Source organism: Bradyrhizobium sp. SZCCHNRI20481, from assembly GCF_032485055.1.
In the GTDB taxonomy this organism is placed as follows: Bacteria; Pseudomonadota; Alphaproteobacteria; order Rhizobiales; family Xanthobacteraceae; genus Bradyrhizobium.
Map to the genome: position 1 here is coordinate 23,653 of NZ_JAUEUE010000007.1, position 23,019 is coordinate 46,671.

The following is a 23,019-nucleotide window of genomic DNA, read 5'->3' on the forward strand; positions in this document are numbered from 1 at the left end:
TGAAGCTCGGCAGTCCGTAGGTTACGTGCGTCTTTCCCAAAATGTCGCAGTCGTGCGATCGATGCCTTCGTCCAAGCCTGCGACGACAGAACTGAACCCTTCGTCTGGATCGAGAAAAAGGTTAGCCAGCGCACCTTCAAAGGCCGACGTATCCCCCGGCTATGAGTCCGGGTACTAGAACTCGATCAGTACCTTCAGGGCGTGCGTACTGGCAGCTGCTCTGAAGGTCTCATAGGCGTCCAGGATCTTTTCGAACTTGAACCGATGGGTGATGAGCTTCTTCGCGTCGATCCTGCGAGATTGTACCGTTTTAAGCAGCATCTGCGTGGTGACAGTGTCGACGAGCCTTGTCGTGATCGCAATATTGCGGTCCCACAGCCGCTCCAGGTGCAAATCGACCTTGACGCCGTGAACACCGATATTGGCAATGACGCCGCCGGGCGCAACGATATCCTCGCAGACGATGAAGCTCGCCGGCACACCGACCGCTTCCATGGCGGTGTCGACGCCGCGACCGCCCGTCATCTCCATGATCTTTTCAACAGCCTTGCCATCCTTGTTGTTGATGACAGTTGTGGCGCCGAAGCGGGACGACATCTCCAGGCGATTGTCGTCGAGGTCGATCATGATGATTTCGGCCGGCGAGTAGAATTGGGCCGTCAGCAGGGCTGCCAAGCCGATCGGGCCGGCGCCGACGATCGCCACCGTCGAGCCGGGCTGGACCTTACCGTTGAGCACGCCGCACTCGAAGCCGGTCGGAAGAATGTCGCTCAGCATCACCAACGCGTCTTCTTCGGTTCCGGCCGGCACATGATAAAGGCTGGTGTCAGCAAACGGAGTACGCACGTATTCCGCCTGCGTTCCGTCGATTCGGTTGCCAAGGATCCAGCCGCCGTTCACACAATGGGAATACATTCCGCGCCGGCAATAGTCGCAGGTCCCGCAGGAGGAAATGCAGGAGATGATGACGTGATCGCCCGGCCTGACGGCGGTAACGGCGCCGCCGATCTTGTCGACGATGCCGACGCCCTCATGGCCAAGAATTCGGCCGGGTACACAGGTCGGAACGTCGCCTTTCAATATGTGGAGGTCAGTCCCGCAGATTGTCGTCTTCACAAGCTTGACGATGGCGTCGGTCGGAGCCGAAATCTCGGGTTTCGGCCTTTCCTCAACGGCCTTCTTTCCCGGACCGTTATAGACGAGCGCCTTCATGACCATCTCCTCTGCGTCGCGGACGAAAAATTCGCAGAGGAAGCTAAATGGGCGACGATGCGCGAGCTTGATGTTGGTCAAACCTCTCCATCCGGCTGCATCACGATGATTTGTCGGAACCAAGATCCAGCATCGAGAGCCAATCCACCGCATGGCCGTTTGCCGCCGTACCTAGGCAGCTAGGCGGAGCGCGTGCACATCGACCTCACCCATGTGATAGATCTTGCCGCCTCATCTCCGCCGACGCTGCCCAAGGCACCTCGAACGCCGGACCGACCGGAATCTCGACCAACCTCTCGTTCCCTCGCTGGATAAGCAGGGCACTGAGGCCCTGCTCCTGCGCCAGCGCCTTGCTCTGCACCGGACCGAGGACCATGAATGCCGTCGCCCATGCGTCAGCATCCATGCAGCTTGCCGCGACGACGGAGACTGAGGCGATTGCGTTGTCGATGGGACCGCCGCGTGACCGGTCCATGGTGTGAGACAGACGTTTTCGCCCGAGATCGATCCAATGCCGGTAATCGCCTGAAGTAGCGACCGCCGCGTCCCATAATTCAATGACGCCAAGCGGACCGCGCTGTTCGTAGTCAGGCTTTTCCACCGCCACGCGCCAAGGTGTTCCGTCCGCCTTGGCGCCTCGTGCTTTCAGCTCTCCATCCAGACTGACCAGCGCATTGGAAATACCGAGGGCCTCGACCGTTCGCATCATCTCGTCCACGGCGAAACCCTTGGCGATTCCTGAAAGGTCCAACGTAGACTGCGCGTGTTTGCGCACCCTGCTTCCCGGCACATCCAGCTCTAGAACCGTATGGGTTGGCGGCAGTCGCTCACGAAGCGCCATCTGGATCGCGTCCTTGTCGGGAGCAGAGGCAGCAGGTCCGAAGCCCCAGGCATTGACCAGGTGCCCCAGGCCGATGTCAAAGGCTCCGCCCGATGCATGTCCGATCGTCACGCCCCGTTGCAGAACTTGCATGATCTCGGCAGGTAGGGATACCCAGACGCCTTGCGCGGCCGAGTTCAATCGCATCAGATCGCTGTCCGGCTTCCATGTGGACATCTGGCGGTCGACGCGATCGACGGCACGAGCCAGGGCGGCCTCCAGTGCGGCAATGTCGGTGTCAGGAAAAGCATAGACCAGCGCCGACCAGCGCGTTCCCATCGTGGCGCCGCTCAATGCGTGGCGAACAAGATCAGTAGACATCTTCAGCAAGCCTCCCCTGGGCCTTGAGCACCATGGGCGTCAGGCCGGTCGGCGCGAGCACATCAGCTATCGCCTCCGTCACGCCCGCCGCCATGTCGCGCCCACCACACACCATGACCTGCGCACCACCGGCGATCAGGGCACGAAATCGATCGGCGTCCTTGCGCAGCCGATCCTGCACATAGCCGCCGCCTTTCACGCGCGAGAAGGCGGTGGCGAGGCTCGTCAGCCGTCTGTCATTCAGCCAGCCGGCGATCTCGCGCTCATAGAGGAAGTCCGAGGCTGGATCGCGACCGCCGAAATAGAGATGCATGGGCCTGCGCGAGAAATTGGCGCGGACCAATCCCGCCAGGGGACCAATGCCGGTGCCGGCGCCGATCAGGATGACCGGCTTTCGTCCGCGCGCCGGACGGAAGGCTGGATTGGCCTTCACGAAGGCCTCGACGCTGTCGCCCGGCTCAAGCCCGTGAAGCAGGCCCGAGCAAAGCCCGCCGGGATGTTTGCGCACGCAGATCTCGACAAATCCATCGCTGGTCGAACTGGCCAACGAATAATAGCGCGGTGAGGTGCAGCCCGGCGGCACGATGCCTATGAGGTCGCCTGCCGTGAAGCGCGGCCAGCCGCCCCCTGCGACGCGCGCGAACATTCGGCTCATCGGCAGCGCGAAGCGCAGCACGCAGGTTGGCGCCTGCACCTCCGCGCCGTAGTCGACGCGGTCGACAAGCGTCAGGGTATGCGTGCGCGGCCGCTCAGGCACGTGCAGCAGCGCCAGCTCTTCGCCCATGACCTGCGACAGCGCCTCGCCCCACCGCGCGAATTCCTGCGCGGATTGACGGTCAATCGTCTCCAGCGGCATCAGCGACGCCCAGCCCTTCCGCGCCAACGTCGCTTCGACGCCGCGAGCGAAACGGCAGAATTGCGGAAATTGCCGGTCACCGAAGCCGAGGACCGCGATTGGGAAAGGCGGCGGCTCTGTGATCCCGTCGAGGCGTTTGAGGAACACGCTGGCCGTCGCGGGAGCCGCGCCGTCGCCATAGGTCGCGGCCAGCAGGAACATGCGCCGCGCCGATGGATAGGATCGCAACAAGCTATCCATCGAGGCCGTATGAACCCCGTGTCCGTTAGCCGTCAGGGCGGCGTGCAGCGTGCGGGCAAAACCCCATGTGCTGCCACCCTCGCTCCCCACCAGGATCACGGTGTCGGCGTTCTTGGCGACAACGTTGTCAGCAATTGGAGCATATGCACGGCGCCGGCTCCACCACATCACAGCTCCGCTCAAGCCAAGTACCGGAACGTTGAGGGCGCTGACGCCCAGCAACAAGCCGAGCCACCACAGCCCTTGGCCGGTGTGCAGCATGTAGATGAATTCGTAGATCTGCCGGGCGAGCGAATGGGCGTTCCAGGCCAGCAGGCCTCCGCCCGCGGGATCGACATATCCTTCGCCGGTCGCGGTGGTCAGGTGAAAGAGATCGTCCGGGTTCGCCGGGTTGGGAAAAGTCAGCACTCGGAGCTGGGAAAGATCGATCCCGCGCAAGGCAGCGATTTGCTCGACGGGAAGAGCCGGGCCGCGGGTTGTCGCCGTCGGGAAAGCGGGCGCCTGCGACATGCCGTCCGAAATCAGTCCGAACGTGGTGAGCGACAGATAGAGCGCCGTCAGAGTTGACAGCAGAAGCCCACCAGCCGCCAGCCGGCCGAGGTCGGTATGTAGTCGCTGAATGCCATTGCCGCGCGCCCGGCTGAGAATCTGTCCCCATCCTCCCATGCGTCGGGCGGTCATCTGCAGGCCAGACAGCAGCAGGACCAGCATCGCCAGCGCGCCGGCGCCCGCGGCCATGCGCCCGCTATCGCCGAGAAAGAACGAGCGATGCAGGTTGGTCATCCAGCGTTCGAATGCCGAGCGCGTGTAGTCCGAAACAAATTCACCGCTCACAGGGTTCACCACGCTCGCGGCCGGGCCATCGTTCCCGGAATAGAAGGCGATGATCTTACCGGAGGGCAGGCGTTTGAGCTCCTCCACACCAGGATAGGTGCCGACGACTCGACCAGCCAAAGCGGCGACGGTGACACTGCTTGGCGAAATTGCTTCAGCCCGATCCCAGGCCGGAATCGCCGACAGCACCGAACCGCTGATCGCGAGTGCCATCAGCGGAATGATGACGAAAAGGCCTAGAATCCGATGAATCCAGCGCAGCATGACATCCATCCCTGTCCATAGGCCTACATGGCGTAGGTGAAGGAGCGGACGTAGCTTCGGCCCGCCGCGGGCCGACTTGCTCCCGCGGATGTCAGCGGAACGACCACCTCGGACGGGCTGTCCCGCATGTCCTCGGCGGCGGCATCGATGTGGAGCTTGTAGCCTGCATCAAAGAGCGCATCCGCGAGGTCCAGCGTGACTTTCAGCGTCCGGCCGGCACCGACGCTGGCCCCCGTAATGCCGTTGATTTCGGCGGGGTTTCCGCGGGATCCTCGGTTCCAACCGCTGAGATGGCTGTAATATTTGGACTTTGAGCCCGCCACCCACAGCGTGCCTTTATAGGCGCCCGTGGAATCGGTCACGTAAAGCGCGAGATAGGCTCCGTTCCCGCCATAATTGCTGAGCGTGGTGGTCAACGTGACAGGACGCGCCATGGCGAGCCCGGGAGCGGTCAGCGCGGTGGTGACGGCAAGGACGGCGAGCAGCGATTTCATTGTTGGTCTCCAGCAGTGGCGTATTGATCGCACCAAGACTGAAGACCGCAGATGACGTGCTCCTGAAGGTCGATCGGAATCTGCTTCAGGCAGCCGTCAGGTTGGACCTTTTCAAAAACGGCAAACGCCCCGCAGCAGGCGGGGCGTCCTTGAACGCGATGTGTTCGTTCGCCTCAGGCAATGGAAGTCAATTGCGCCGACTCTCACCTTCTCTGATCACGGCTCCAACGAGATGGACTCCGTACCACGGCATCACTTGACTTCGGCCTTGGGGGCGGCACCGCCCTGAAAAAGCCCGTTGGAAGGCGGTACTCCCGCTGGCTCAGGGGCTCCCCCCGGCCCGGAGCGTCCACCACGCCGGGCACCGTCTTCCTCATCATCGCGGTTCCTGCCGTGCTCTCCACGCTTCTGTTTCACGCGGATCACGGCGAGCGATGCGGGATCCACCTTTGCCTCGATGTCACGACCGTTCTCGTCCTGCCCTCTAATCTCGAAGCATCCGTCGTCGATCTTGATCCTTCGCACGGTCCAGCCGCGCGCCTTTGCCATTTGCTCGACTGCTTCGCGCGGCTGCCATTGGGCCATGGGAACCTTGCAGTCGTCACTATCAGCCACCGCCAGACCCGGCGCCAGAGTGCCCATCAGAATGGCGACGATCACTGCTATCGCTTTCACGTTTCCTGCTCCCGTTCGAAGCCTCAACCTGTCGTCCTTGTGAGCCGGTTTCCTGACGGCGACCTGAAGACGCTGTGGCTTTTGCGTCAGGTCAACGTCAGATTCCCCTCTATGACTATCTATGATCCGAGATGGATGGGGGGTGGGCGGAATGAGGCGATGCGGATATTGCTGATTGAGGACGACACGATTCTGGGCGCTGCGGTGCGCGACCAGATCGTCTCCGATGGACACTCAGTTGACTGGGTTACCCGCCTTGATGCCGCGCAGGACCATCTGCGCAGCACGGCCTATGACCTGCTTCTGCTGGATCTGATGCTGCCCGACGGTCGCGGTATCAAGCTCCTGCGCGATCTCCGCACCGAGGGCACGGTGACGCCGGTCATCATCCTGACGGCACTCGATCAACTCTCCGATCGCATTGAAGGCCTCAACGCCGGCGCGGACGATTATATGATCAAGCCCTTCGATCTTTCGGAGCTTTCGGCGCGGTTGAACGCCGTCGCGCGTCGTTATTCCGGTAATCCGAATCCCCTTGTCGGGATCGGCGATCTCCAGATCGATCTGGCCGCCCGCTCAATCACCCGTGCAGGAAAGAACATCAACTTGACAGCGCGGGAATGGGTGCTGTTCGAGACCTTCGTGCAGCGACCGCGTCGGGTCCTGTCAAAGACCATTCTTGAGGAACGGCTCTATTCATTTGGAGAAGAGATCGAGAGCAACACCATCGAGGTGCACGTCAGTCGGCTTCGCAAGAAGCTCGGACACGACGTCATCGAGACGGTGCGTGGTCTCGGTTACCGACTGGGACACAGCGCATGATGCCGCCGCGCAGCTTGCAGTGGCGCATCTCGCTATGGCTAGGACTCGGCATCGCACTTCTCTGGATCGTCGCAGCCGTCGCGACAGCTCAAAGGCTGCGCCACGAAATGAACAGGGTTTTCGATAGTGCGCTCGAGGAAACAGCCCAGCGCATCCTGCCACTCGCAGTGCTCGACATCCTGGACCGCGAGGACGGCGACACCTCGCAGCGTATTGCGACCCTGAGGGAGCATGACGAGTACTTCACTTATATCGTGCGCGACGCGCGCGGGTCCGTGCTGCTGCGCTCGCACCGCGCTGACGACGCGATATTTCCGCCTTTCGCCAAGACGGGGTTCGTCGACACAGCGACCCACCGACTCTACTTCGACGCTGCGCTGCGAAACACGGTGACGATCGCCGTGGCAGAACCGCTTGCCCACCGTCGCGAGGTCGCAAACAAGGCTCTCCTCGGCCTGGCTCTGCCGCTCGGCCTCTTGGTGCCTCTCGGTCTTGTGGCGGTTTGGGGCGTCGTGCGCGTCTCGATGGCGCCGGTCAGGCGCCTGGGGAGGGGTATAGAGGCGCGTGGCAGCGGCGACCTGTCTCCGATTCCGGTCGCAGACCTGCCCTCCGAGATCGCACCGATTGCCGACGCTGTGAACCACCTCTTGGAAGGGCTTCGGCGTGCACTGGAAGCCGAGCGAAGCTTTACTGCCAACTCTGCGCACGAATTGCGTACACCGATCGCCGCCGCGTTGGCGCAGACACAGCGGCTGATCGCGGAGACGCAGGACGCTGCGGCGCAAAGTCGGGCACAGCAGATCGAGACGGCGCTGCGGCGGCTTTGGCGACTGTCTGAAAAGTTGATGCAACTGGCAAAGGCCGAGGGCGGGCGCCTTCAAGCCAAGGAGACGATCGACATCGCCTCCGCGCTGAAATTAGTCTCAGACGAGATAATGCGCGATCCAGCCACGGCCGGCCGGCTTGTTCTCAATATTCCTGCCACGCCGGTTCTGTTGGATATTGATACCGATGCTTTTGCCATTCTGGCGCGCAACCTGATCGAGAATGGCCTCAAGCACGGAGCGTCGGACGCTCCGGTCACAGTGACACTTTCAAACATTGGCGTGCTCACGGTGACCAACGAAGGACCGCCGGTTCCGCCAGAGTTGCTGACGCGCCTGTCCCGCCCCTTCGAGCGCGGTCGTACTGATGCAGAAGGGTCCGGCCTGGGCCTGGCCATTGCAGGAGCCATCGCCTCCGGCGTTGGCGGCGAGCTTATTCTAACATCTCCGTTGCCTGGAGCGCAGAGTGGTTTCCAGGCCCGCTTTTCCCTCCAAGCCTTGGGCCCAGTTGAAGAAAGTGCGAGTAAAAAGGGAAAAAACCCCGGCGCGGTAGGCTCGACGCATTGCATGTGATGAGAATACGAAAAACCGGGCGCGTCCTCACCTGTCCACGACGGGAGGCCAGGCCGGCAGACCGACGGCCGCTAGGTCACTCCGGAAGGCGAGCGGCTGACGGACGACTTCCGGCGCTCCGTCTGACTCCGGATCGTGCAGGACTGGATCGTCCGGGCGCAGATGAGAACCGCGCCCGGCGTTGCCGGCGCCGGACGCTATCGGCGGCTTCGTCAAGCAGTACCAGGTGCAGCCGGATCCGGCGAAGCTCGTTGGTTACGGGTTGTCCTTGAGGCAGGTGATCGACGCGATCGAGGCCAACAGCGCCAGCCGCGGCGCGAACTACATCGAACACAACGGCGAAGGATACGTGATTCTCACGGCCAGCCATGTCGAACAGCGACGGCCGCCGCGAGGTTCTCGGCATGGACATCGTCCCTCCGAGACATTCTGGACGGCGTTCCTGCACGTGCTCGCCCGCCGTGGGCTGTGCGGCGTCAAACTTGTGATCTCCGACGCGGATGAAGGCATCAAGGCTTCAGTCAGCAAAGTCCTGTCCGCATCGCGCCAAGCTGCATTCGACCGATCCGATCGAGCGGCTCAATGGCGAGATCAAGCGCCGCACCGCGGTGGTCGGCATCTTCCGAAATGACCGCTTGTCGGAATGGCTTCACGGGATCAGCCAATTCGGGATCAGCCAAGAGTCCTTGAAAGGCTTGGTGGGCGCACTAGGGCTCGAACCTAGGACCCGCTGATTAAGAGTCAGCTGCTCTACCAACTGAGCTATGCGCCCGGATCTTGCATCCGGAGAAAGCCTTCCGCGAGAGCCGGTCGTTTAGCAAAGCGATTCCGAGATGTCCAGCGATCCCTGAGGATTTTTCGGCACTTTCGATGCAGAAAAACCGCCGGCGGGCGGCGGTTTTCCCCAAATGAAATCAGACGGATCGTTAAACGGCTGTCAGAGCCGCCCGGACTCGCGTTCCTCCTCGGACCAGCCCATGCGGCCCATCGGTCCCGGGCCGAAGCGATGCTCGCCGAAGCCCGAACCATCCTCCATGCCGCCCTCGCCGCGCTCCATCCAGCGGTGATGGCGCGGACCGTCCGGTCCCATCATGCGCCCCATCGGCCGGGTCAGCATCGACAGCCGGCGCTTCTGGCCGTCGTCGAGCGTCTTGTAGAGCGGGTCGGCGGCGTCGGCGACCTTCTTCATCGCATCCGCCGTGACCGCCATGGTGTCGGCACGCTCGCGCAGCCGCGCCACCGGATCGACATCCTTGTCCTGCGCCTCGTCGGCGGCCTTCATCCGCGCGTTGGCACGATCGAACCGCAGCTTGACGAGATCGCGCACTGCGCTCTCGACCGGCGGCCACAATTTCTCCTGGTCCGCCGTCAGCTTCAGTCCGGCATGGACGGAAGCGATGCGCGCATCGAGCATGGCGGCGCGATCTTCCGGATTCATGCGCGCATGGTGCATGTGATCATGAAACCAGCCGCGCTGGGCGTAGACCGCGGTCGAGCCGGCGATGGCGAGCACGGCGACTGCGGCGATAGTGAACCTTCTCATGCCAACCTCCTTGGAAACTCGGATCAGCATGAGCCTGCCGTTCCGCGCCTTCAACTTACAGTTTGGACAGAGTGTACGACCTTACGAAGATGTAATTGCTTCAAATACCTTTCTGTTTTTGCAAATCAGTTTCAGTTTGTTGCCGCGCCTCAAAGCATCCCCAGCATGCGCGGCAACCACAGCGAGATTTCCGGCACGTAGGTGACGAGCGCGAGGAAGCCCAGCATCGTCAGCAGCCAGGGCATGACGGCGATGGTCAGCTCGGTGATGCCCATCTTGGCAATGCCCGAAGCGACGTAGAGGTTGAGGCCGACGGGCGGGTGGCACATGCCGACCTCCATGTTGACCACCATCAGGATACCCAGATGCACCGGATGGATGCCGAGCTTGACCGCGACCGGGAACAGGATCGGCGCCATGATCAAGACGATCGAGGTCGCCTCCATCACGTTGCCGGCGAGCAGCAGGAGGATGTTGACGACCAGCAGGAACACTATCCAGTTGACGCCGGCCGCCGCCATCCAGTTGGCGATCTGTTGCGGGATGTTCTCATTGGCCATCAGGAACGAGAACAGCACGGCATTGGTGATGATGTAGAGGATCATCGCGCTCATATTGGCCGAGCCGAGCAGCACCTTCGGCACGTCCTTCAGCGACATGTCGCGATAGACGAACACCGCGATGACGAAGGCATAGACGGCGCTGACGGCCGCGGCCTCGGTCGGCGTGAACTTGCCGGTGTAGATGCCGCCGAGCACGATCACGATCAGCAGCAGGCCCCAGATGCACTTGCGGAAGGCGACGAAGCGTTCCGCCCAGCTCGCGCGCGGCATCCGCGGGTAGTCGTTCTTCCAGGCGCGGTAGAAGGTGGTGAAGCCGAGCAGGCTCGCCAGCATCAGGCCGGGAATGACGCCGGCGATGAACAGCTGCCCCACCGAGGCCGAGGACACGCGGTGGCCGGCCGGATCGAGCGCGATGCTGCCGCCGGTCGCGACCGCATAGACCACCATCACGATCGAGGGCGGGATCAGGATTCCGAGCGCGCCTGACGTCGTGATGACACCGGCGCCAAAGCGCTTCGGGAAGCCTTGGCGGACCATCGCCGGCAGCATGATCGAGCCGATCGCGATCACCGTGGCCGGCGACGAGCCGGACACGGCGGCGAACAGCGCGCAGGCCATCACGCCGGCAAGGCCGAGGCCGCCATACCAGTGCCCGACCATCGAGGTGGCGAAATTGATCATCCGCCGGGCGACGCCGCCATGGGTCAGGAAGTTGCCGGCCAGGATGAAGAACGGGATCGCCATGATCTCGAAATTATCGATGCCGGTAAACAGCTTCAGCGCGACCGACTCGGTCGGCACGTTGGTCATGAAGAAGACGAAGGACAGCACGGTCAAGCCGAGCGCGATCGAGATCGGCATGCCCGTCAGCATCAGGAAGATGAGCAGGCTGAAGATGAGGAGGCTGCTCATCGCGCGGCCTCCACGCCCGTCGTCTCGATGCCCTCGACGGCCGCATGATCATGATGCGGTAGCTCGTCGTGGCGCAGATAGTGCCAGGCGACCTGCAGGAAGCGGAAGCACATCAGATAGGAGCCGAGCGGGATGCAGAGGTAGACGAGCCAGCTCGGCAGCTCCATGTCGGGCGTCACCTGGTCGGTCTGCGACAGGCCGTAGACGAACTTGGCGCCCATCGTGCCGATGATGGAGGTGAACAGCGCTCCGCAAAGCAGGCCGAACAGCACCGTCACCTTGCGCAGCGATGGCCGCATCATGTTGACGACGACGTCGACGCCGACATGGATGCCGGTGCGCACGCCGTAGGCGGCGCCGAACTTCGCCATCCACACGAACATGTAGATGCAGAGCTCCTGCGCCCAGGACATGTCGATCGGGAACAGCAGCGGATAGAACAGCGGCACGCCGACCAGATAGCGATGCAGCACCGCCAGGAAGATGATCGAGGTCGCCGCCGCGATCAGGAATGCGATCAGTATCTCCTCGAGCCGATCGAGGATGCGCAACAGAAAGCCCAAGTCCCCTACCCCCACAATCAAACGTCCGCGGCGCTTGGCTGCGCCGTCTGCCTTCTTGCGCGCCGAGTGCTTCACCCCCTCGATGCGCGGACCATGGCCCGCGCACCGCTCGCCTCACGCCATCAGTTGGTCGTGCCGCGCGTCTCCTTCAGGAACTCGTCGATCAGCGGCTGGCCGACGCGCCCCGCGACGTCCTTGTACACCGGCATCATCGCCTTGCGCATCGCCTCGTCCTGGGCCGGCGTCAGCTTGACCAGCTCGGTCTTGCCGGACTTGCGGATCTCCTCGAGCGCGTCGTCGTTCTCCTTCGCCGACTGGTTGTTGCCGTAGGCGGTCGCTTCCTTCATCGCCTTCTCGCAGGCGGCGCGGATATCCGGCGGCAGGCCGTCCCAGAACTTCTTGTTCACGACCACGACGTAGCCGATGTAGCCGTGATTGGTCAGCGTGATGTACTTCTGCACCTCGTGCATCTTCTGGGTATAGATGTTCGAGGGCGTGTTCTCCTGGCCGTCGACGACGCCGGTCTGCAGCGCCTGGTAGACTTCCGAGAACGCCATCACCTGCGGAATCGCGCCGAGCGTCCGGAACTGCGCGTCCAGCACCTTCGAGGACTGGATGCGGAACTTCAGGCCCTTGTAGTCGGCGGGATCGACGAGCTTCTTGTTGGCGCTCATCTGCTTGAAGCCGTTGTCCCAGTAGGCGAGCCCGATCATTCCCTTGGGCTCGAGCAGCTTCAGCAGCCTGGCGCCGAGCGGGCCGTCGGTCACCTTCCGCAAGGTGGCGAGGTCGGGCAGGATGTAGGGCAGATCGAACACCTCGAATTCCTTGATGCCGATCGGGCCGAACTTCGAGTTCGACGGCGCCAGCATCTGGACCGCGCCGAGCTGCAACGCCTCGAGCTCTTCCTTGTCCTTGTAGAGCTGCGAGTTCGGATAGACTTCGACCTTGACCTTGCCGTCGGTGTATTTCTCGGCCAGCTCCTTGAACTTGTCGGCGGCGAGGCCCTTCGGGGTGTTCGAGGCCACCACGTGGCTGAACTTGATCACGATCGGATTGTCGGCAGCGAGGGCCGGGCCGGCCAGAGCGAGCACCGCGAGCGAGGCGGCGGTGGCGATCACATGGCGAAACTTGAAGTGCAAGGTGTCCTCCCGACGTTTCGGGGGACATTGCAATGACGCCCCCGCTTTGTATGCCAAGGACATTGTTAGCGGGTCACCGGCCGGAATGCCATTGACCGTTAGCCGCAGAGGCGGGGATTCCCATGCTGCAGCGCAAAAATGGTGATGACTGTCATTCCGGGGCAGCCGCGCAAGCGGCTGAGCCCGGAATCCGGAGGTTATTGGCGCTGGCGCAAGCCAAGCTCGGGATTCCGGGTTCGACGCTGCGCGTCGCCCCGGAATGACGAAGCAAGGTTCGGCCCCAACCGACGATCGTGAGCTCAGCTCGCCGCTGCGGCCGCCGTACCCGCGCCCTGCGCCACGTCGCGCTGGCGCTTCATGACCAGCTTGTTGAGCGCACCCAGATAGGCCTTCGCAGAGGCCACCAGCGTATCCGGATCCGCCGCGCGCGCGGTCATCGAGCGGCCGTCCTGCGACAGCCGGACCGAGACCTCGGCCTGCGCGTCGGTGCCCTCGGTGACGGCGTGGACCTGGTACAGCTCCAGCTTGGCCTCGTGCGGCACCAGCGACTTGATGCAGTTGAAGACGGCATCGACCGGCCCGTTGCCCTCGCTCTCCTCGATCTTCGCCACGCCGTCGACGTCGAGCTTCATGGTGGCGCGCTGCGGACCACGGGTGCCGGCAATCACCGACAGCGACAGCAGCTTGATCCGGTCATGGGCACTGACCATGCCCTCGTCGATCAAGGCCTCGATGTCCTCGTCGTAGATGTGCTTCTTGCGATCGGCCAGCGCCTTGAAGCGGACGAAGGCGTCCTCGACCTGGTTGCCTGCCAGCTTGTGGCCCATCTCCTCCAGCTTGTGGACGAAGGCGTGACGGCCGGAATGCTTGCCCATCACCAGCGAGGTCTGCTTCACGCCGACCGTCTCCGGCAGCATGATCTCGTAGGTCTGCGCGTTCTTCAGCATGCCGTCCTGATGGATGCCGCTCTCATGCGCGAACGCATTACGGCCGACGATGGCCTTGTTGTACTGCACCGGGAACGAGGTCGCGGCCGAGACCACCTTCGAGGCGTGGGTGAGCTGCGTGGTGTCGATCTTGTTCCAGTACGGCAGCTTGTCGTTGCGCACGCGCATCGCCATCACGACCTCTTCCAGGGCCGCGTTGCCCGCGCGCTCGCCGATGCCGTTGATGGTGCATTCGATCTGGCGGGCGCCGGCGCGCACGCCGGCCATCGAGTTGGCGACCGCCATGCCCAGGTCGTTGTGGCAGTGGACCGAGAACACCGCCTTGTCGGAGTTCGGCACGCTCTCGCGCACGCGCTTGAACAGGTCGTAATACTCCTCCGGCACGGCATAGCCGACGGTGTCTGGGATGTTGATGGTGGTGGCGCCGGCCTTGATCGCAGCCTCGACGCAGCGGCACAGGAAGTCGAACTCGGTGCGGGTGCCGTCCTCGGACGACCATTCGACGTCGTCGGTGTGGTTGCGCGCGCGCGTCACCGAGGAGATCACCAGCTCGAACACCTGCTGCGGGTCCATCTGCAGCTTGTACTTCATGTGCACCGGCGAGGTGGACAGGAAGGTATGGATGCGGCCGCGCCTGGCCGGGCGGATGGCTTCCGCACAGCGGTCGATGTCCTTGGCGCCGGCGCGCGACAGGCCGCAGATCACCGCGTTCTGGGACCGCTTGGCGATCTCGTTGACAGCCTCGAAGTCACCGTCGGACGCGATCGGGAAGCCGGCCTCGATGATGTCGACGCCCATGCCGTCCAGCATGGCGGCGATGTTGAGCTTCTCCTCGAAGGTCATGGTGGCGCCGGGGCACTGCTCGCCGTCGCGCAGGGTGGTGTCGAAAATGACGACGCGGTCCTTGTCGGACTGAACGGGATTGGACATCTGCTTTCCTCGAACTTTTCGGGTGGTGCGCGTGGCTTCCAGAGGCGCTGAAGGGTGTTTCGGTGTCGAAGCAGCCCCCTGAGTGCCCAGGCGCATCCCGCCCAGCCGGCCCTCAGGGGCAGCTAAGAAGCAGAAGCTCGATCGCGCCGATCAGGTCGGCGGGCTGCAGCGCGGCGAGCGCGATCGTCCGGGCGTCTGCCCCGGCGATGGCCTCGATCTCTGCGCTGCGAATCAGCATTGCCAAACCCTTTGCAAGAACACGAAAACTGTGCGGCAAAACCGTTGACGGTTTGTTGCCGAGGTGCCCTCGACAGCGCTTTTACTGGGAATGGGAGGGTCTCGCAACGCCGAATAATGGTCAGGAGGGGTGACGTATTGGGGCGGGCACGCGCCGCTATCCCTATAAATAGTGTCATCCCGGGCAAGGCCGCCAACGCGCCAGCGTTGGTGGACGCCGACCCGGGATCCATACGCCGCGGCGGATTTGGCTGGGCGAGTTGGAGCGGCCATCGTGCCTCGCAGATCTCCCTGGGGTTATGGATCCCGGATCGGCGCACGCGTGACCGCGCGCTTGTCCGGGATGACGGTGAGGGTGTGGTTGTCGGCATCTGCACCAGCACGCATTTCACGCTCCCGCGACACATCCGTGCCCGAGTTGTTCACCGGCATCGAACCCTCTTCCATCAGAGGGTGCAGGGAAGACCGGGCGTCTGCCGACACCCGCGGCCCCCGTGCGATAGAAAATGCACGGGGCAGGAACCACAGGATCGGCCAGGACAACCCGGCCTTCCCTGCGCAACGGCTTTACGGCTTACTTCGCGCTCTCCCTGGGGATCGGCGTTCTTGCCCCCATCGCCCGCGCCGCGGCTTCGCGCAACGGCACGAACTTGACCTCAGCATCGGGAGGCCAGGACCACACGACTTCGCCGTCCGCAAAACGCCGGTCGTCCACCGGCGCCTCACGGCCATCGCTCCCCGCACTCCACGTATCGTGACGACGCGTACGCCCCTCTTCGACGAGGCGGGATGGCGTAGAGAAGCACGTTTTCTGAAAAAAGGAAAGAGGGAATTTCGTCGAATACGAAGACCGAGCGTGTGGTAACATGACCTCATGACAAACCGCATCTTCGTCCACGGCGTGCCGGACACGCCTGCAATCTGGGGCCCGCTGATCGCCGCCATCGGCGAGACCGTTGCCATCCCCTCCCTACCCGGCTTCCGTGACGAGGCTCCTGCCGGCTTCGCCTGCACCAAGGATGCCTACGCCGACTGGCTGGTCGCGCTGATGGAAGCACAGCATGCGGCGGTCGGGCCGCTCGACCTGGTCGGGCATGATTGGGGCGCGCTGCTGGTGCTGCGGGCCGCATCGCTGCGGCCGGAGTTGGTGCGGTCCTGGGCGGTGGCCGGCGGTGCGCTCGATCCGGACTATCGGGGACATCGCATTGCACGGATCTGGAACACGACTGTGCTCGGCGAGATCTTCATGGCGGTGTCGACCCAGAGCGCGATGGCGCGGATGTTCCGGCAGAACGGATTGCCATCCGAATTGGCGGCGCGCGAAGCCGCCGCGTGGCAGGCCCCGATGCGCCGGGCGATCCTCGCGCTGTATCGCTCCGCCGACGGGCTGCGCCTCAAGGGCGACTGGATCGCGCGGCTCAACAAACTACCGCGGCGCGGGCTGGTGATATCAGGCACGCAGGACCCTTTCGTGCCGCTCGACACGCTCAGCAGGTTTGCGCAAGCGCACGGAGCGCCGCTCCATGTCGAGGCGGACGCCGGCCACTGGAGCATCGTCGAGCGGCCGCAGAGCATCGCGGCTGCGCTGCGGACGCATTGGGCGGGACCCCCGGTCCTATTGCGAGAGGGCTGAGACCAGCGCGCCCCGAACGAGATCGGCAATCTCCTGATCGTGGCCCTGGTGCGCGCTGAACACGTATTGTTGCCCGAGGAGTTGCGTTCGCTTCTCGACGTTCCAAATCCGCAGAGTGACTTTGTGCCGGCCATCGCTGAGAACGGCAGCGTTGCCGACCAGCACGAGATCAAAATGCAGATCTCGCGATTTCTCGAATTGCGGCAGCAGAATATCCGGATGACCTGGGCTTGCCATCGGGACAGGCTCTTCGACGACCCGGAGCGACGGCATTGCGTGGAATCGCGCGCGTAGCGCGCTCGTCAGAAGGGCGGCATCATCTCCCGCCTCGGGCGTCATCGCATGCAGCTCGGGCACCGCGATCACGCGTTCGCCTTCGGCCCAAGCAGGTCGCGCCAGGACCGTGAGCAGAGCCGCGACGGCAAATGCAACACCAAGAAAAACGTCATGAAAACGTCGAAGTATGCCGGCCTGCATGGTCACTTCAATCCTCATCTCAATCTACGCCCGAGCAATGGGCCGGCTCTTCGACGTGCGCGCCGGTTATCACACAATCTTTGATGGATTGCGGTCCTCTGATACCATAACCTGAAAGTCGCTCATCGGAGACATTCGACATGGCGCGTCTCAAGACCGGACTTTGGTTGTTCTCGGCGCTGCTGGTGGCCCGGCTGTTCTCCAGCGCAGCCTTCGCCGAGGACTTGAGCCTCGCCCGCTTTCCTCAATCCGACTGGGCGACCGCCACGCCTGAGGACGAAGGGATGGATTCGGCGGCCCTCGCAAAACTCGTCGCTTCCGGCAAGGCGATGAGGTTCGACAGCCTGCTGATCACGCGCCATGGCCGCATCGTGCTCGATGCCAGCTACGCGCCCTACAAGGCCGACGAGCCGCACATCATCAATTCCGCGACCAAAGCCGTGGTCTCGACGCTGATTGCGATGCTGCTCAAGGACGGCGTGCTCGACAGTCTCGATCATCCGGTGCTCGACTTCTTCAAGGATCGCAAGATCGACAATGTCGACGCGCGCAAGCAGGCGCTCACGGTGCAGCACCTGCTCAACATGACCTCCGGGTTCGACTGGGACGAGGGTTATAGCGGCGGCGCCGAGACATCCCTCTACGAGATGGGCCGGAGCCCGGATTGGGTGCAGTACATCCTTGACCGGCCGATGGCGCAAGCGCCCGGCGAGATGTTCTACTACAACAGCGGCAACTCCCATCTGCTCTCCGCGATCGTCACGAAGCTCACCGGCAAGAGCGCGGAGGACTTCGCCAAGGAGAGGCTGTTTGGGCCGCTCGGGATCACCGAGCACGCCTGGTTCAAGGATGCCCAGGGAATTTCCGCCGGCGGTTTCGGGCTGGCGCTGAAGCCGCGCGACATGGCGAAGATCGGCTACCTCTATCTGCGGCGCGGCCGCTGGGGCGAGCAGCAATTGCTGCCGCCGGACTGGATCGAAGCCGTCAACCACGCCACCGTCAGCATGAATGCGAAGTTCGATCCGGGGCTCTCCTACGCCGATCAGTTCTGGGCCCTGCCGGACAAACACGTGTTCATGGCGGTCGGCTACCACTGCCAGGTCATCATGGTGCTGCCCGACCGCGACATCGTGGCGGTGATGACCGCGCGCGAGTTCTGTCCATTCCGCAAGCTCGCCAACACCATTTCGGCCACTGTGACATCTGACAGCGCCCTGCCTGCGGCGCCGGAAGCGGCAGCCGCGCTCGCCGCTGATGTCCGCGAGGTCGCGACGGAAACGCGAGGCCCGGTCGGAGCCGTGCCGGAGATGGCGGCTTCCATCTCGGGCAAGACCTACAGCTTCCCGCCCGGCCCGCTCGGCATCAACACGATCAAGCTGGACCTCACGGGACCGGAACCGCAGGTCACCTGGGACATCCCCTCGCGGGACCGCGCCGGAGGCACGGTGCATCTGCAGAGCCCGATCGGCCTCGATGGCCTCTATCGCAAGACCGCGCCGCCCCATCCCTGGCAGCCCTTCACCTACCGGGCCATGAAAGGCAGCTGGATCGACGCCACGACCTTCGTGATCGACGCCCAGTTCATTGGCCAGGGCGAGGAGCGCAATTGGCGGCTCAGCTTCGACGGCGACAAGGTGACGTTCCGAACGAAGGGCCGCTACGGCAAGGACGTAGTGGTCGAGGGTCTTGCGGCGCCATGAGTCCTCGGCGGCTCTGCGCAGCCTGACGAAAGTCGAGCGCAAATGCTGCAGCACTGATCGGCTCCGTTCGGCTGGGCGGAGACATGCCGCACGGCGAGAATTGGAACAGTTCTCATAGCGCTCTGCGTGCCGCGGGCGGCGGATGCGATCTCCCGTCGTTTTCTCAACCAACGCATCTCGTGTATGTCTGCCCTCCCGCCGAGGCTCTCACTCCGCGGCGGGGGATCGTTTTTCGATTGCGGTGGCATAATGTTGAGATTGCTGGAGCGTCTGGGTCTCCGTTTCGAGGATACCGTCGAGGAGCGGCGTTTCGTCGACCATTACGTCCGCGGCAGCACCGCCTGGACGCAGATCGCGATGCTGCTCGGCGCCCTCACCTTTGCCGGCTACACGCTGTGGGACTGGGTGCTCTATCCCGAGATCGTGCCGACCACGTTCGCGATCCGCGGCGGGACCGCCGCGCTAGTGCTGTTGCCGCTGACGGCTTTGCTGTCGACGCCGGCGCGCCGATGGGCCGAGCCGATTCATCTGGTCTATTGCGTGATCCCCGGCTGCGTGCTGCCGACGATCTACTGGGTGCTGCCGTCGGGCTTCACCTACTCCGCGGCCGGCATGATCATCGTCATCCTGTTCGTATCCACCATGCTGCCGTTGCGCACCGGCTCCTACGCGATCTTCTGTGCAACGAGCTGGAGCGCGCTGGCGGTGGCCGAGAGTCTTGCGACCGAGCCGCTGCCGCCCGGCCTGCGCTTCATCGATCATTCGCTGGTCGGCAATGCCTGCCTGCTCTCGCTCTATGCCGTCGGGGCGCGGGAGTACCAGGCACGCAAGCAGTTCCGCACCGCCGAGGCGCTGCAGCGCGAGAAGGAACGCTCCGAGGCCTCGTTGCGCGATCTGCATGCCACGCAGGCCCATCTGGTGCAGGCCGAGAAGCTGGCCTCGCTCGGCCAGCTCGTCGCCGGCGTCGGCCACGAGGTCAGCACACCGCTGGGCCTCGCGCTGACCACGTCGACGGCGATGGAAGGCGACGTCGAGGCGATCGCCCGCATGCTCGGCGGCGGCCCGGTGCGGCGCTCGGATCTGGCGCGGGGGGTCGAGCGGCTGCAGCAGGGTCTGCACCTGACGACGCAGAGCCTGCACCGTGCCTCCGAGATGGTGCACAGCTTCAAGCAGGTCGCCGTCGACCAGGCCAACGAAACGCTGCAGACGTTCGAACTGCTGGGCTGGATGAGCGATCACGTCGCGAAGCTCCGCCCGCTGCTGGCGCGCCAGGGACTGACGGTCGTGCTCTCCTGCCCGGAGGGCATCGTGCTCACCAGCTATCCCGGCGCGCTCGGACAGGTCATCAGCATCCTCGCCTTCAATGCGGCGACGCATGCCTATCCTGGCGACATCAGCGGCGTCTTCACCGTGGAGGTCGCACCACCCAGCGAGGACTCGGTGCGCATCGTTTGTGCCGACGAGGGCGTCGGCATGCGCGACCACGTGCGCGGCCGGGTGTTTGATCCGTTCTTCACCACGCGCCGCGAGAAGGGCAATGCCGGCCTCGGCCTGCACATCGCCTTCAACCTCGTCGCATCCACGCTCGGGGGCCGCATCGAGCTCGACAGCCAGCCGCAGCAGGGCACGCGCGTGACGCTCGACATTCCGCTGATCGGGCCCGGCAAGCCGGCGGAGCTGGAGCTCGCCGCGGCACAATAGTCCCTGCCGATCGCGCGCATCGATGGGGCACGATGAGCGCGCATTCCGGCACGACGTAGCCGATGCGCTGACAAGGGTCGGCGCCGAGTCCCGAAAAATGAGACCGACGGTGCTTCATTCGCCAAAGCGGGTGAAGAAGCGCCGCGCATGCGCAACGTCTGCACGTTCGTGCATCGGTCTGCGCACGCCATGATCAGTTCGCGCGCGAGGCCGCAAAGCTGCCGCGTGCGCGCGCATGTCCGAACCAATTCAGAACATTTCGGCGCCGCGCTGCTTAGAGCAATTCAACGACACGCGGCGTGTTCATCGCTCGACCTCGTTGCTACACACCACGTCATGCAAACCGTTCGCTTGAACGGCGCGACGTTGGAAGTGAAAGTAAACGATGACGAAGATGGAAGGCCGGCGCGATCCGCGCTCCGGCACGTGTCACACGATTGCGATCCTGAGTGCCCTGACCGCCGACCTGCTCTGCTCCTCCACACTGCATGCTCAATCCGAGCTGCCGCCGGTGACGGTGGACTCGTCGACACCGAAGCGTAAACCTCAAGCCACCTCTGGCGCGCCACAGCGCCGCGCCCAGGCGCAGCCGGCACGGCGCGCCGCGCAACCACCGCCGATGCCGACGCGCGCCGAGCGCGCCGCAGCCGAGGCCGCGGTGCTCGATGCCGCCAAGCTCAACTACAGGGCCATGCCGAGCGCGACGACCCTGCGCAGCGGCGCCTCGCCGCTCGATGCGGCGCAGTCGGTCAATGTCGTGCCAGCGCAGGTGATCAAGGATCAGTTGCCGCGCAATCTCGACGACGCGCTCGCCAACATCTCTGGCGTCACCCAGACCAACACGCTCGCCGGCACCCAGGATGCCGTGATGCGGCGCGGCTTCGGCGACAACCGCGACGGCTCGATCATGCGCAACGGCATGCCGCTGGTACAGGGGCGCAGCCTCACCGCCGCGGTCGAGAGCGTCGAGGTGCTGAAAGGGCCGGCCTCGCTGCTCTACGGCATCATGGATCCCGGCGGCATCGTCAACACCATCAGCAAGCGGCCGGAGCTGTATCAGCACGGCTCGGTCACGCTGCTCGGCTCGGCCTATGCCAACGACAAGACCGGCGCGGACGGCACCGTGGACGTGACGGGCCCGATCGGCGATGGCGGGCTCGCCTATCGCTTCATCGGCTACGGCGTCGGCGAGGACTATTGGCGCAATTTCGGCCGCCACCGCGAGATGCTGGTGGCTCCGTCGCTCGCCTGGTACGGCGACATGACGACCGTCCAGCTCACCTACGAGCACCGCGAGTTCATCAGCCCGTTCGATCGCGGCACCGCCTTCGTCAACGGCGCGCCGCTCGCGATCCCCGCGACGCGGCGGCTCGACGAGCCCTACAACAACATGTGGGGCCAGTCCGACCTCGTCCAGGCCTCGGTCGAGCAGAGGCTCAACGAGGACTGGAAACTGACAGCGGCCTACAGCTACAACACCGAGACCTACAGCGCCAACCAGTTGCGCATCACCTCCATCGACGCGACCACCGGCGCGGAGACGCGCAGCAACGACGGCACCTGGGGCTCGCTCAGCAGGGTCAGCTACGGCACCTCCTATCTGCAGGGCGGCTTCTGGATCGGCGGGATGCGCAACGAGGTGCTAGTCGGCGGCGACGCGCAGTATCGCACCATCTATCGCCAGGACCTCATCCGGCAGAAGGTCTCGACGTTCAACATCTACAACCCGGTCTATGGGCTGATCCAGCCGGGCACGACGATCTCGGCCACCGACAGCGACCAGACCGACAAGCTCGGCACCTACTCGCTGTTCCTGCAGGACACGCTGCATCTGACCGACAAGGTCGCGCTGGTCGGCGGCGTGCGCTACATGGACTACGAGCAGATCGCCGGCCGCGGCCGGCCGTTCAAGGAGAACACCAACGTCGCCGCCGACAAGGTGCTGCCGCTCGGCGGCGCCATCCTCAAGCTCAGCGACCAGCTCTCGCTCTATGCCAGCTACACGCAGTCGCTGAAGCCGAACTCGACGATCGCCCCGCTCAGCGGCGGTGTCGTGCTCGGCTCCAGCATCGCGCCGGAAGAAGGCACGGCCTGGGAGGCCGGCTTCAAGTTCGACCTCGACAAGCGACTTTCCGGCACCGTCGCCGTCTACGACATCGACAAGCGCAACGTGCTGGTGTCGCAGACCAATGCCAGCAACGTGGTCGAATACACCACCGCCGGCAAGGCGCGCTCGCGCGGCGCCGAGCTCGACGTCACCGGCAAGCTCTCCGACCACTGGAGCATGATCGGCAGCTACGGCTACACCGACGCAAGGGTCACGGAGGATCCGGTCTATGCCGGCAAGCGGCTGCAGAACGTCGCGCTCAACACCGCCTCGCTCTATCTCGTCTACGACTTCGGTACCGCCCTGCCAGGCCAGCTGCGGCTCGGCGGCGGCGCGCGCTATGTCGGCGACCGCGCCGGCGATGCCGCCAACAGCTTCGTGCTGCCGTCCTATGTGGTCGCCGACATCTTCGCGAGCTACGAGACGAAGCACCAGAACCTGCCGGTGATCTACCAGCTCAACGTCAAGAACCTGTTCGACAACGTCTACTACCCCTCGGCCGTGAGCGCGCTGAACGTCGCGGTCGGCGATGCCAGGCGGGTGTCGCTGTCGGCCACGGTGAAGTTCTGAGA

General features: G+C 64.0%; 20 protein-coding genes, 1 tRNA gene and 1 pseudogene. 8 read left to right on the forward strand and 14 right to left on the reverse strand.

All coding sequences use genetic code 11. The features are described 5' to 3' along the window. Nucleotides 1-174 precede the first annotated feature (174 nt). The 5 genes from QX132_RS12795 to QX132_RS12815 all read right to left on the reverse strand — a co-directional run bounded on the left by QX132_RS12795 (nucleotide 175) and on the right by QX132_RS12815 (nucleotide 5,776). A complete protein-coding gene (locus tag QX132_RS12795; RefSeq protein WP_316161641.1) occupies nucleotides 175-1,212 on the reverse strand; it encodes a zinc-dependent alcohol dehydrogenase family protein in 1,038 nt (345 codons plus the stop codon). Between the two features lie 205 nt (nucleotides 1,213-1,417). Then, a complete protein-coding gene (locus QX132_RS12800; RefSeq protein WP_409999160.1) occupies nucleotides 1,418-2,422 on the reverse strand; it encodes an FAD:protein FMN transferase in 1,005 nt (334 codons plus the stop codon). Continuing rightward, nucleotides 2,403-4,607 carry a PepSY domain-containing protein gene (locus QX132_RS12805; protein ID WP_316161382.1) on the reverse strand — a complete coding sequence of 735 codons (2,205 nt, stop codon included), beginning with the start codon at nucleotides 4,605-4,607 and terminating at the stop codon, nucleotides 2,403-2,405. The genes QX132_RS12800 and QX132_RS12805 overlap by 20 nt, the downstream gene beginning before the upstream one ends. 23 nt (nucleotides 4,608-4,630) lie before the next feature. Beyond that, on the reverse strand, nucleotides 4,631-5,101 hold the full coding sequence (locus QX132_RS12810) for a DUF2271 domain-containing protein (RefSeq protein WP_315736963.1): 471 nt from the start codon (nucleotides 5,099-5,101) through the stop codon (nucleotides 4,631-4,633). Between the two features lie 252 nt (nucleotides 5,102-5,353). Next, on the reverse strand, nucleotides 5,354-5,776 hold the full coding sequence (locus tag QX132_RS12815; RefSeq protein ID WP_315771633.1) for a PepSY domain-containing protein: 423 nt from the start codon (nucleotides 5,774-5,776) through the stop codon (nucleotides 5,354-5,356). 159 nt (nucleotides 5,777-5,935) lie between these two features. On the opposite strand from QX132_RS12815, the gene QX132_RS12820 reads away from it, so the two are divergent. The 3 genes and pseudogenes from QX132_RS12820 to QX132_RS12830 form a co-directional block, all read left to right on the forward strand. Further along, nucleotides 5,936-6,598: a response regulator transcription factor gene (locus tag QX132_RS12820; RefSeq protein ID WP_315736961.1), complete on the forward strand. Its 663-nt coding sequence runs from the start codon at nucleotides 5,936-5,938 to the stop codon at nucleotides 6,596-6,598. Further along, the gene (locus QX132_RS12825; protein ID WP_316161383.1) at nucleotides 6,595-7,995 is read left to right on the forward strand and encodes an ATP-binding protein; all 1,401 of its coding nucleotides are present in this window, start codon (nucleotides 6,595-6,597) and stop codon (nucleotides 7,993-7,995) included. The genes QX132_RS12820 and QX132_RS12825 overlap by 4 nt, the downstream gene beginning before the upstream one ends. Nucleotides 7,996-8,369: 374 nt before the next feature. Continuing rightward, a pseudogene (locus QX132_RS12830) lies at nucleotides 8,370-8,729 on the forward strand (transposase); the annotation flags it as partial. Here the strand turns inward: QX132_RS12830 and QX132_RS12835 are convergent. The 5 genes from QX132_RS12835 to QX132_RS12855 all read right to left on the reverse strand — a co-directional run bounded on the left by QX132_RS12835 (nucleotide 8,692) and on the right by QX132_RS12855 (nucleotide 12,715). Continuing rightward, nucleotides 8,692-8,767: transfer RNA gene (locus QX132_RS12835), tRNA-Lys, on the reverse strand. The pseudogene QX132_RS12830 and the gene QX132_RS12835 overlap by 38 nt on opposite strands. Before the next feature lie 165 nt (nucleotides 8,768-8,932). Then, entirely contained in the window at nucleotides 8,933-9,538 is a 606-nt protein-coding gene (locus QX132_RS12840) for a Spy/CpxP family protein refolding chaperone (protein WP_316161384.1), read from the reverse strand. Nucleotides 9,539-9,687: 149 nt separating this feature from the next. Then, a complete protein-coding gene (locus QX132_RS12845) occupies nucleotides 9,688-11,013 on the reverse strand; it encodes a TRAP transporter large permease subunit (RefSeq protein ID WP_316161385.1) in 1,326 nt (441 codons plus the stop codon). Continuing rightward, nucleotides 11,010-11,576 carry a TRAP transporter small permease gene (locus tag QX132_RS12850; protein WP_315778627.1) on the reverse strand — a complete coding sequence of 189 codons (567 nt, stop codon included), beginning with the start codon at nucleotides 11,574-11,576 and terminating at the stop codon, nucleotides 11,010-11,012. The genes QX132_RS12845 and QX132_RS12850 overlap by 4 nt, the downstream gene beginning before the upstream one ends. A 122-nt stretch (nucleotides 11,577-11,698) precedes the next feature. Then, nucleotides 11,699-12,715, reverse strand: a complete 1,017-nt coding sequence (locus tag QX132_RS12855; RefSeq protein WP_315736952.1) for a TRAP transporter substrate-binding protein — start codon at nucleotides 12,713-12,715, stop codon at nucleotides 11,699-11,701. 122 nt (nucleotides 12,716-12,837) lie between these two features. Here QX132_RS12855 and QX132_RS12860 point away from each other — a divergent pair, with 122 nt between their 5' ends. Then, nucleotides 12,838-12,978, forward strand: a complete 141-nt coding sequence (locus QX132_RS12860; RefSeq protein ID WP_315736951.1) for a hypothetical protein — start codon at nucleotides 12,838-12,840, stop codon at nucleotides 12,976-12,978. A 36-nt stretch (nucleotides 12,979-13,014) separates the two neighbouring features. Here the strand turns inward: QX132_RS12860 and QX132_RS12865 are convergent, their stop codons facing one another. From QX132_RS12865 to QX132_RS12875, 3 genes are all read right to left on the reverse strand, one after another. Continuing rightward, nucleotides 13,015-14,592, reverse strand: a complete 1,578-nt coding sequence (locus QX132_RS12865; RefSeq protein WP_316161388.1) for a 2-isopropylmalate synthase — start codon at nucleotides 14,590-14,592, stop codon at nucleotides 13,015-13,017. Nucleotides 14,593-14,704: 112 nt separating this feature from the next. Next, complete coding sequence (locus tag QX132_RS12870) at nucleotides 14,705-14,830, reverse strand: hypothetical protein (RefSeq protein WP_284423887.1); 126 nt, start codon at nucleotides 14,828-14,830, stop codon at nucleotides 14,705-14,707. Between the two features lie 296 nt (nucleotides 14,831-15,126). Next, nucleotides 15,127-15,261 (reverse strand): hypothetical protein, encoded by a 135-nt coding sequence (locus tag QX132_RS12875; protein WP_315736949.1) that lies wholly within the window; start codon nucleotides 15,259-15,261, stop codon nucleotides 15,127-15,129. A 442-nt stretch (nucleotides 15,262-15,703) separates the two neighbouring features. Here QX132_RS12875 and QX132_RS12880 point away from each other — a divergent pair, with 442 nt between their 5' ends. Then, nucleotides 15,704-16,462, forward strand: coding sequence for an alpha/beta hydrolase (locus QX132_RS12880; RefSeq protein WP_316161389.1), 759 nt, complete (start codon nucleotides 15,704-15,706; stop codon nucleotides 16,460-16,462). On the opposite strand, the gene QX132_RS12885 is transcribed toward QX132_RS12880, so the two are convergent. Then, complete coding sequence (locus tag QX132_RS12885) at nucleotides 16,445-16,939, reverse strand: hypothetical protein (protein ID WP_316161642.1); 495 nt, start codon at nucleotides 16,937-16,939, stop codon at nucleotides 16,445-16,447. The two genes, QX132_RS12880 and QX132_RS12885, sit on opposite strands and share 18 nt — an antisense overlap. 140 nt (nucleotides 16,940-17,079) lie before the next feature. Here QX132_RS12885 and QX132_RS12890 point away from each other — a divergent pair, with 140 nt between their 5' ends. From QX132_RS12890 to QX132_RS12900, 3 genes are all read left to right on the forward strand, one after another. Then, nucleotides 17,080-18,639, forward strand: a complete 1,560-nt coding sequence (locus QX132_RS12890) for a serine hydrolase (protein WP_316161391.1) — start codon at nucleotides 17,080-17,082, stop codon at nucleotides 18,637-18,639. A gap of 249 nt (nucleotides 18,640-18,888) precedes the next feature. Then, complete coding sequence (locus QX132_RS12895; RefSeq protein ID WP_315736945.1) at nucleotides 18,889-20,340, forward strand: HAMP domain-containing sensor histidine kinase; 1,452 nt, start codon at nucleotides 18,889-18,891, stop codon at nucleotides 20,338-20,340. Nucleotides 20,341-20,725: 385 nt separating this feature from the next. Next, nucleotides 20,726-23,017 carry a TonB-dependent siderophore receptor gene (locus tag QX132_RS12900; protein ID WP_316161392.1) on the forward strand — a complete coding sequence of 764 codons (2,292 nt, stop codon included), beginning with the start codon at nucleotides 20,726-20,728 and terminating at the stop codon, nucleotides 23,015-23,017. Nucleotides 23,018-23,019 lie beyond the last annotated feature (2 nt).